Raw genomic sequence first — 9,981 nt, forward strand, 5'->3', positions numbered from 1 at the left:
TAATATGGGTGGTTTTGTTGTATCCAGATGGAGGGCTTATAATGTACAACTTAAATTACAAATTCCCTGATACGAAGGCCTACGAATTCGTGGTTAATCGACTCGAAGAACGTGGCATCACAATTAATGATATTGCGGAAATCGCGAAAGAAACTCAAAAGAAGTTCCATCCATCGATTCCGCTGGAGCAATACGTGAAGAACACAATCGACGTGCTGCACAAACGCGAAATTTTGAATAATGCGATGGTTGGTTTGGAACTTGACCGCTTAGCTACTGAAAAGAAGCTGGAGCAACCACTGCAGGATATCATCGCTAATGACGCTTCCGTTTTTGGTGTCGATGAAGGGCTTGCGCTGAACATGGCCAACATTTATGGGACCATCGGCGTCACCAACTTTGGGTTCCTAGATAAAGAGAAGACCGGTAAAATTGCGTCGCTAGATCGTAATTCTAAGCACATTAACACGTTTATCGATGATATTGTGGGGGCAATTGCAACCGCCGTTTCCGCCAAAATCGCTCACGAATATGCCTAAGTCGAATCCTTGCAAATTGGCTGATAAGTTATAAAATGAAAGTTACATTAAAAAAGACGAGGTGATTGAGTTGGCAGAGTCTGAAAAGGATTTAAAGCAACGTTTATCAGAGGAAGCATTTGAAGTAACACAGCACGCAGCCACCGAACGTCCATTTAGCGGTCAATACGATGATTTTTATGAAGACGGCATCTATGTCGATATTGTGAGTGGTGAGCCATTATTTAGTTCACGCGATAAATACGACGCAGGTTGTGGCTGGCCATCATTTACTAAACCAATCGACAAAGCAGCGCTTAATTCCGAGACTGATACATCATTTGGTATGGTTCGCGAGGAAGTACGTAGTAAAAACGCCAATTCTCACTTAGGTCACGTTTTTGACGATGGGCCAACCGAAGCAGGCGGTAAACGTTTTTGTATTAACTCGGCCGCGCTTCGTTTCGTTCCAGTCAGCGACTTAGCAGACCAAGGCTACAAGGATTATCAGAAATTATTTGAATAGGAGCGAACAAGGCATGGAAGAAAAAGCAGTATTTGCGGGTGGTTGTTTCTGGTGCATGGTGCAACCATTTGAAGATCAACCCGGTATCAAAAAGGTTTTATCTGGCTATACGGGTGGTCACGTGGCTAACCCAACTTACGAGCAAGTTAGCTCACACACAACTGGCCATACCGAAGCAGTTGAAATCACTTATGATCCAGATGTCGTGTCGTACGACAAACTAGTTGAGATCTATTGGCAACAAACGGATCCAACTGATGCTATGGGCCAATTCCAAGACCGTGGCGATAACTACCGTCCGGTCATTTTCGTCAACAACGACGAGCAACGGCAGATTGCTGAAGCTTCAAAGAAAAAACTTCAGGAAAGCGAACTATTTGATGATCCAATCGTCACCAGCATTGAAGATGCCAAGCCATTCTATGTTGCTGAAGAGGAACACCAACAGTTCTACAAGAAGAATCCCGCACGTTATGCGCTTGAGGAACAAGGCGGCCGTGAGCAGTTCAAAGAACAACACTGGAATTAAAACCATTAAGATCGCAATTACGCGATCTTTTTTATCGGGTTCAGATAAGCATTGAACCCGCTTACTAAAAGCTATAAACTAATAGAAACAGGACTTAGGAGTGAGACAATGCAATTTGGCAGTATTGAAGCGGGTGGCACGAAGTTTGTGTGCGCAGTTGGTGATGAGCAACACAATTTAATTGATAAAATGACGTTTCCAACAACGGACCCAGAACCAACTTTTCAGCGAACAATTGATTATTTTCGTCAGTTTCCTGATATCGATGCGATTTCCATCTCATCGTTTGGACCGATTGAAATTCGGCCTGAAGCCCCAAACTACGGTTATGTGACGAACACACCAAAACCTAATTGGTCAAACGTAGACTTTCTCGGTACCATTAAAGCAGCTTTGAATGTCCCAATTTACTGGACAACAGACGTTAATGGATCGGCTTATGGTGAATTTAAAGTAGAAGAAGCGGCTCATAGCAACATTAAGTCGCTTGCTTACTACACAATTGGGACTGGCGTTGGTGCTGGTTTCGTTTTAAATGGCCAGTTTCTCGGTGATCAAGGTCATCCAGAAATGGGCCATGTGCGCCTTAAACGTCATCCTCATGACCTCGATTTCAAAGGAATTTGCCCATTTCACGGCGATTGTCTTGAAGGATTGGTTGCAGGACCTACTTTTGAAGCAAGATTAGGGCAAAAGGGGCAAGATGTCCCATTTGATAACGAGGTTTGGGAAATCATGGCTTACTACATCGCTCAGGCAGCGCTTCAGGTCACGTTAATGCTACGGCCGGGTAAAATTGTGTTCGGTGGTGGTGTGACGTCAGAGCGCTTCCTAGAGGTTGTCAGACGCCATTTCAATTCGCTCATGAACAACTATCTTGATGTTGGCGATTTGCAGGACTACTTAACGCTGCCCAGAGTGCCAGATAACGGCTCAGCCACACTCGGCAACTTTTACTTAGCAGAATCGCTCTATAATCAATTACAAGAGTCCTAAACGAATGGAGTTCACCAGACATGAATAAGAAAATTAGAGTGTCATCAATGATCGTGATGCTGTGCTTGTGCTTAGGCACGATAATTGAAGGCTTAGTGCCAAACGCAGCAAGTTCGGTTGCATTAACAAGTTATCGACCATGGGTCACAATTATTAGCTATATTGGCGTTTATACGATCATTTTATGGTTATTAACGGATACCGGGACCATTAAAATCATTTTGACGCTGATCAATATTTTTGCGGTCGTAATTTCGTTGACGTTTGCATTCAGTGGTTTTATGAGCTTTCACGGAATAACAGGCGTTTCATTGATGGTTGTCGGAATTGTCGGCGTAGTTATTGGCATTTATGCGGTACTAGCAAACAACAAATTTACAACAGTGCCACACAAATCATCTGATAAAACAGATAAATAATCGTATTAAAAGAATAGCGGGATTCGGCGAAATCTGTTGAATGCTGTTATTTTTTGTTGTTTAGTCTACTTTGGATAATATATATTATGTAAACTAGAAAGAAATATTTTCCAACTCACCAAATTCATCACTCACCCGCTACTAATTGTTGATAACAAAAAAGCCAAACCAGATTCGGTTTGGCTCTGACGATTACTTATCAACTTGATGATCATTTAGAAAGTTAATGATACTTTGACTCGTTAAGAATCCCTTAGTCTCATTATTCAATACAATTTCAATGACCTTATTATTTGCTAATACCTGTAAACCATCACCCAGTGTGTCATTTTCAGCCAGCTTTTCTGTCAGCTGATCCTCTGGTTGACCCACATAATACCCAAGCGTCCCAATCCGGCCAAGGTACGTTTGATAAACGTCTTCTGAGCCACTGTTCGCAAATAACTTGGACACCAGTTCATTCGCTGGTTGCTGTGCAATCTCTGTTGGTGTACCAACTTGTAGCAATTCACCGTTGTTCATGACCCCAATGCGATCGCCTAACTTAAGTGCTTCATTCATGTCGTGCGTGACAAAAACAATTGTGGTGTGCGTCTCTTCGTGCATTTTAAGCACAAGGTTTTGCAACTGGTTTCGGGAAATTGGATCTAACGCACTAAACGCTTCATCCATCAAAACAACTCGTGGATTGGAGGCAAACGCTCGCAGAATACCAATTCGTTGCTGTTCACCGCCCGATAGCTCGTGAGGCATGCGCTCTGCGTAAACCGCTGGATCGAGGTTAACGCTGCTTAGCGCGTCGCTGACGAGCGTTTTCTTGGCTTCCTTTGTTTTAATCCGATGCTGAATCTCTGATATTAGTGAGATATTCTGGGCAACAGTCAAATTTGGAAATAACGCGATCTGTTGAAGTACATAGCCAATCTGCCAGCGCAGTTGTCTGATATTGTATGATACAAGTTCTTTTCCGTCAAATACAATCGAACCTCCAGTCGGTCGCTCAAGACCATTTATCATCTTTAAAGTAGTCGTCTTACCGCTTCCGGATGGTCCAACTAAAACGAACAGTTCGCCATCTGCTATCGACAAGTTGAAATTAGCGACGGCGGATTTATCAGGGAATTGTTTTGAAACGTTTTTAAATTCAATGAGGTTATTTGTCATTTTAGTCACCCGCCTTTAACAAGTGATGGCTTTGTAAATACTTGTGTGCCACAGATTTAGCAGAGCGATGTTTGACACTAACTTGATAATTCATGTCTTGCATCTCCTCATCTGTAATCTGATTAGCAAGTTTGTTCAAACTCTTTTTGATACCAGGATAGGCCTTCAGTGTTTCTTTACTAATCAAGGGCGCACCTTGGTAAACTGGGAATAAGTGCTGGTCGTCCTTTAAAGCGACCAGGTTAAACTGGCGAAGTTGCGCGTCTGTGGTATAGCCATCAGTAATATTAATTTTACCTTGATCAATTGCCTGATAACGTAAATCAGCGTCCATTGAAATCTTAGAGAAGTTTAGCTTGTAAATTTTTTGGATGCCTTTAAAGCCATCATTACGATCGATGAATTCAAGATCAAAACCACCGTGTAATTTTGCTGAAATGCGGTTTAAATCAGAAATCTTGGTCAGACTGTACCGCTTAGCAAATGACTTTTTAACGACCAGAGCGTACGTGTTGTTATAGGCCATGGGCTTTAGGTAAGTCATATGATACTGCTGTTGCAACTCTTTCTTAGCTAAACGATAGGTTTGCTTGGCGGACTTCTGATTGGCTTTTACATCAGTATGCACGAGGCTTTCAAGAACCGTACCACTAAATTCGGGATAGAGACTAATTTGATCATTTTTCAATGCCGAGAATAAAAAACTGGTTTGCCCAAAATTGGGTTTTAGTTTGACGTTGATGCTTGGCGCATCATCTTTAATTAACTGTCGGTACATTTCAATTAAAATATCCGGCTCAGAGCCTAACTTCCCGGCAATGGTAACAGTTGGTCTCGACGCCTGATAGCGACTATAGCCAATACCCCCGCCTAATAAGACTGCAAAGACGAGAACAAAAATACCTAGAGTTTTAGGCTTAACCTTCTGCAACACCTGAATAAGAACGCTGAAGGCAATGGCTAATAAGGCGGCTGCTAAAGCACCCAGGAATGTTAACATCGGTTCATTTCGGTTAATTCCCAACAAGATAAAGGTCCCTAGTCCCCCTGCACCAATTAGGGCGGCCAGGGTAGCCGTTCCAATAATCAGGACCATGGCTGTTCGAATACCAGAAATAATCACTGGCATTGCAATTGGCAGCTCAATTCGGGTCAATTTCTGCCCCCGCGACATGCCGAATGCTTCGGCTGCCTCTTCTAGTGAAGGATCGATATTGTTCAACCCGACATACGTATTTTGATAAATTGGTAATAACGCGTAAACAACAAGTGCAATGATTGCTGGTACGTTACCAATTCCCACAACTGGAATTAGTAAGCCTAGGAGTGCTAGCGATGGAATCGTCTGCAGCACCCCTGCAACCTGCAACAAGACGTTTGCTAATCGTTTGTGGCGAATGGAGTAAATTGCCAACGGAATCGCAATCAGCATCGCAATAATGAGTGACACTGCGGAAATCCCGATATGTTGCAGCAGAGCCGTTCCTAAGCCCGCCCGATTTTTTTCAAATGTTGCCACTAATTCGCCCATGCCATTACCCCTCATTGCATTCCATATTTATCTTCATTAATACTTCCATAATACCAGATTCATCAAACGCACCAAAAAAGTTCGCTCCGAAAAATAAAAAAAGCTCGTAACAACAGGCAAGTTGTTATGAGCTCGTGTCATCAGAGTCGATTCCCTAGATTGCGAACCGTCGAATTTTTTAAGATAATATACACAATGATAATTTGAATTGGTGTTGAAATTAATTCTTTCAGCCCTCTAGCTGGTAATAACGCCCAGAATGGGGTTTGATACATTAAAGTTAGCCATAATGTATTCAAAACTAGATTAACAATTAAAGCAACGAGAATCTGAGAAGCAATAATACGCCAAACAGATGGCTTCTGTTCGTATAGAAACACCCCGTAAATAAATGCGCCTAGCATTGCCGAAATGGTAAAACCAACAAAATATGGGGTTCCCATCATTAAGGTGCCAATGATGTCAGTTAGTGCAGAAGCTGCACTGGCCCAAAGTGGGCCCACCCAAATTGCCATCAAGACGGTTGCGACAAAAGTGAAGCTAAGCCGAAACATTGGGGTTGGACTCAAACTGAAACGACTAAGAATCAGTTGCAAAGCCATTAATACCCCAAGAACGGCGGTCTTACGCGTACTGAGCCTGTTAAGGCCTAAATCTAAAGTTTTCAAATAAAGCATCTCCTAATAGATAATAGAGCTGCCACGGTTAGGCGGCGAATGCGGAACCAATATCGCAAGCAACTGCTTTTCGTCCAATGTTCACATTCCGTTCCATCGGCACTTTACGCATTGATTCCTACTCCGTTTATTTTGTTACCTTGAATACTCTACCACACTTTTATCATTGAACCAATCCTTAGGCCTTGTCGAAGTCCTTTAACCAAGCTAGTGCTAGCGCTTTTTCGCCTAAATGGGTGCCAATAACGGGCCCAAAATAGCTAAAATCGACCGTCATATCAGGATATTGCGTTTTAATGGCTTCTCGCCAAGACTGACCTGCTGCTTCATCATTAGCATGAATTACCAACGCTCTAAGCGGATAGTCCGCTTTAGCATAAGCTTCCGCAAAAAGGGTTTCTACCCGTGCCAAAGCCTTTTTCCGTGATCTAACCTTCTCAAAGGCGACGATTTCGTGACTATTATCGTCGAAGGTCAATAATGGCTTAATCTTTAAAACACTACCAATAAAGGCTGAAGCATTTGAAAGTCGACCACCACGAACTAGGTTCTGCAAATCGTCCACAATAAATAATTCATCCATGGAATCCCGCAAATCGTCTAGTCTTGTCAAAATAGCATCAACTTCTTCGCCACGTTGCGTCATTTTGGCCGCTTCGATAGCTAAGTAACCCATCAACTTAACCGTAATTTGAGAATCATACGGAATCACTTTGATACCCTCAATTGTGGGCGCAATATTCTTCAGCTGATTAACAAAACCAGAAATTGTGCTAGCCAGATGAATACTAATAACGGCATCATAACCGTCAGCTGCAAGTTGATTATATAGGTTAATCATTTCACCCAAAGGTGGTTGTGATGTACTTGGAAATGACTGTGATACCTTTAATTGTTGGTAAAATTCTTCCGTCGAAATATCAACGCCTTCGTTGATAGAGCGTCCATCCATGATAACTGGAATGGGCACAACATGAATATTGTACCTTTCAACTTCTTCTTTTGAAAGATAACTCGTGCTGTCAGTAACTACAGCGATTTTCATTTAAACACCTACTTTGGTTTTCTTTGAATAATCGATCGTAATAATTGCCAGAAATCTAATACAATAGAAACATAGTATCGCACTCAACCCATTCTGACAAATTAAATCGTCCCTCAGAAAACGCTTTAAATCAAATTAGGCTTCGATTCGATTAACACTTTTGGCCAATCGGTTCAGCAAAATCTGAAGTAGTTGTTTTTCTTCGTCAGACCAGTGCTCGAAGATGGTCGTATCCAGACGTTGAACCTGTTCTTGAATGCTTGCCTTTGCCTGATCACCTTTTTCCGTAACGTCATAAATTAATTGACGGTGATCTTTACCTGTTGCTGTCTTATCCAGCATTTCTTTGGTTACCAAGTTCTTTAATTGTCGACTAAGCGTCGACGTATCCAAATCCATTAACTTAGATAAAAGTTCCTGTGTATTATTTTCGGCAGTTACCCGATTTAATAGTTCCCACTCCGAAATTGTCAGGTTGGCCTGCTTCGTCACTCGCATGAGTTGTTGCTTATGTAGACGTTCAATTCTTCTTAGTATGTTTAAACTGCTCTCCATAAAACCATCTCCAATCATTAGTTGTATTATACATCAGTTAAATTGTAGTATGCAATCTTTGCTTAAATAATTTCTTTGGACCCCTTCCCTTTCTATCCACACAAAAGACAGATATACTGTAATGTGTTAGTCTAAAAACAATTTGAAAAGATGTGATATTGTGAGTTTTGATGGCGCATTTACCCATTCCATGACCCAAGAATTAAATAACCAATTACAATCGGCGCGCGTTTCCAAAATTAGCCAACCCTACCCAAACGAAGTGGTCCTGACTTTTCGCAGCAACCGACAAAACTTGCCATTATTGCTGTCAGCAAATCCAACTTATGCACGGGCGCAAATCTCCCAGATTCCTTACGTCAATCCTGAAAAGCCAACCAACTTTACGATGATGTTAAGAAAATATCTCGGTGGTGCCGTGTTAAAACACGTCACTCAACTCGATAATGATCGTGTGATGAACTTTGCCTTCTCCAGTCGTAATGAACTTGGAGATGAAATCGAGCTAACGTTGATTATCGAAATCATGGCTCGGCACAGTAATGTCATTTTAATTGATCGCTCCACCATGACGGTACTAGATGCTATCAAGCACGTGGGCTCTGACCAAAATCGGTATCGAACTTTGCTCCCTGGTAGTACCTATATCAATCCACCTGCACAGGATTTGATTAACCCGTTTGAGCTAAATACTGATGACTTGAACAACATGCTTAGCCAATTCCCTAACGAGGATGTTCTGGCTAAGGAATTGCAACATACCTATCAGGGTCTCGGAACTGATACGGCAAAGGCTTTAGCTAGAAAATTACATGAGCCTGGCGATGCCACTCAAAACTTTGCAGCGTTTTTCTCCGGCTTTGATCATCCACAACCAACATTATCGGAACTATCCAATAACAAAACGCAATTTTCCGCCTTTCCGTATGTTGAAAGTGAGCACAATCAGAGTTTTGACAGTTTGAGTGCCTTGTTAGATTTTTACTTCCAAGATAAAGTCGAAAAAGATCGGGTTCAACAACAAGGTAGCACGTTAATCCATGTTGTTAACAATGAACTTAAGAAAAATCGCAATAAAGTCAAGAAGCTCAATAAAACTTTACTAGAGACTGAATCTGCGGATGATTATCGGATTAAAGGTGAAATTTTGACCACTTACCTTTCTCAGGTTGAACGTGGTATGACTGAAATCACCTTACCTAACTTTTATGACGATGAAAAGCCCCTGAAGATTTCACTTTCCAATCAAATTTCGCCCTCACAAAATGCCCAAAAATTCTTTAAAAAGTACAACAAGCTACAAACCGCCGTGGAATTTGTGAACGAGCAATTAGCCGAAACCAAACAGGAAATTGCCTATCTGGAAAGCGTCATGTCTCAAATCGAGCTAGCTAAGCCTGGTGACTTAGTTGAAATTCGGTTAGAGCTTGAAGAAGGTGGTTATCTCCGCCATCATGAAAAAGGTCAAAAGAAGAAAGTTCGAAAACCTAAAGTGGCTAAGCCTGATCAATTCACTGCTAGCGATGGCACTGCTATTGAAGTCGGCAAGAACAACCTTCAAAATGACCAATTGACGCTGAAAACGGCTAAAAAAACGGACATTTGGCTTCACGTTAAGGACATTCCCGGATCGCACGTCATTATCCATGATAGTGATCCAAGTGAACAAACCTTATTAGAAGCTGCCAACCTAGCTGCTTACTTCTCAAAAGGCCGCCAATCAAGTACGGTACCTGTAGATTACATCCAAGTCAAAAAGATTCGGAAGCCTAATGGTGCTAAGCCTGGTTTTGTTGTCTATGAAGGCCAAAAGACGGTATTCGTTACACCTGACGAACATTTAGTTGAGCAATTGGCAAAATAATCTGTTACAAAAAAAGCATCTGAGATTTTTTTGGCTCTATACTAAATCCTGTTGATGGATATCTTAAGTGATATTCTATTAACAGGGTTTTTTGCATAAAAAAAGGCCCATGGCCTCATATACTTAAAATCCACCCACCACAAGCATCATTAGAAAG

General features: G+C 41.7%; 11 protein-coding genes and 1 riboswitch. Of the genes, 6 read left to right on the forward strand and 5 right to left on the reverse strand.

Going from position 1 to position 9,981, the window contains the following annotated elements; translation table 11 throughout:
* The first annotated feature begins 41 nt into the window (after positions 1-41).
* From LOSG293_RS04450 to LOSG293_RS04470, 5 genes are all read left to right on the forward strand, one after another.
* Positions 42-539 (forward strand): phosphatidylglycerophosphatase A family protein, encoded by a 498-nt coding sequence (locus tag LOSG293_RS04450; RefSeq protein WP_034527518.1) that lies wholly within the window; start codon positions 42-44, stop codon positions 537-539.
* 70 nt (positions 540-609) lie between these two features.
* A complete protein-coding gene (gene msrB / locus LOSG293_RS04455) occupies positions 610-1,044 on the forward strand; it encodes a peptide-methionine (R)-S-oxide reductase MsrB (protein ID WP_034527522.1) in 435 nt (144 codons plus the stop codon).
* A 13-nt stretch (positions 1,045-1,057) separates the two neighbouring features.
* Positions 1,058-1,573: a peptide-methionine (S)-S-oxide reductase MsrA gene (msrA, locus tag LOSG293_RS04460; RefSeq protein WP_034527525.1), complete on the forward strand. Its 516-nt coding sequence runs from the start codon at positions 1,058-1,060 to the stop codon at positions 1,571-1,573.
* A 108-nt stretch (positions 1,574-1,681) separates the two neighbouring features.
* Positions 1,682-2,569 (forward strand): fructokinase ScrK, encoded by an 888-nt coding sequence (gene scrK / locus LOSG293_RS04465; RefSeq protein ID WP_034527528.1) that lies wholly within the window; start codon positions 1,682-1,684, stop codon positions 2,567-2,569.
* Between the two features lie 20 nt (positions 2,570-2,589).
* The gene (locus LOSG293_RS04470; protein WP_034527531.1) at positions 2,590-2,988 is read left to right on the forward strand and encodes a hypothetical protein; all 399 of its coding nucleotides are present in this window, start codon (positions 2,590-2,592) and stop codon (positions 2,986-2,988) included.
* A gap of 192 nt (positions 2,989-3,180) precedes the next feature.
* On the opposite strand, the gene LOSG293_RS04475 is transcribed toward LOSG293_RS04470, so the two are convergent.
* The 5 genes from LOSG293_RS04475 to LOSG293_RS04495 all read right to left on the reverse strand — a co-directional run bounded on the left by LOSG293_RS04475 (position 3,181) and on the right by LOSG293_RS04495 (position 7,960).
* On the reverse strand, positions 3,181-4,152 hold the full coding sequence (locus tag LOSG293_RS04475; RefSeq protein ID WP_034527534.1) for an ABC transporter ATP-binding protein: 972 nt from the start codon (positions 4,150-4,152) through the stop codon (positions 3,181-3,183).
* 1 nt (position 4,153) lies between these two features.
* On the reverse strand, positions 4,154-5,683 hold the full coding sequence (locus LOSG293_RS04480; RefSeq protein WP_034527537.1) for an ABC transporter permease/substrate-binding protein: 1,530 nt from the start codon (positions 5,681-5,683) through the stop codon (positions 4,154-4,156).
* A 140-nt stretch (positions 5,684-5,823) separates the two neighbouring features.
* The gene (locus tag LOSG293_RS04485; RefSeq protein ID WP_369690584.1) at positions 5,824-6,360 is read right to left on the reverse strand and encodes a folate family ECF transporter S component; all 537 of its coding nucleotides are present in this window, start codon (positions 6,358-6,360) and stop codon (positions 5,824-5,826) included.
* 31 nt (positions 6,361-6,391) lie between these two features.
* Positions 6,392-6,488: riboswitch (THF riboswitch) on the reverse strand.
* 50 nt (positions 6,489-6,538) lie between these two features.
* Entirely contained in the window at positions 6,539-7,405 is an 867-nt protein-coding gene (locus LOSG293_RS04490) for a DegV family protein (RefSeq protein WP_034527541.1), read from the reverse strand.
* A gap of 135 nt (positions 7,406-7,540) precedes the next feature.
* Complete coding sequence (locus LOSG293_RS04495; RefSeq protein WP_034527544.1) at positions 7,541-7,960, reverse strand: MarR family winged helix-turn-helix transcriptional regulator; 420 nt, start codon at positions 7,958-7,960, stop codon at positions 7,541-7,543.
* A gap of 160 nt (positions 7,961-8,120) precedes the next feature.
* Here LOSG293_RS04495 and LOSG293_RS04500 point away from each other — a divergent pair, with 160 nt between their 5' ends.
* A complete protein-coding gene (locus LOSG293_RS04500) occupies positions 8,121-9,824 on the forward strand; it encodes an NFACT RNA binding domain-containing protein (protein ID WP_034527546.1) in 1,704 nt (567 codons plus the stop codon).
* The last annotated feature ends 157 nt before the right edge of the window (positions 9,825-9,981 follow it).

It is taken from the genome of Secundilactobacillus oryzae JCM 18671, from assembly GCF_000740055.1.
In the GTDB taxonomy this organism is placed as follows: Bacteria; Bacillota; Bacilli; order Lactobacillales; family Lactobacillaceae; genus Secundilactobacillus; species Secundilactobacillus oryzae.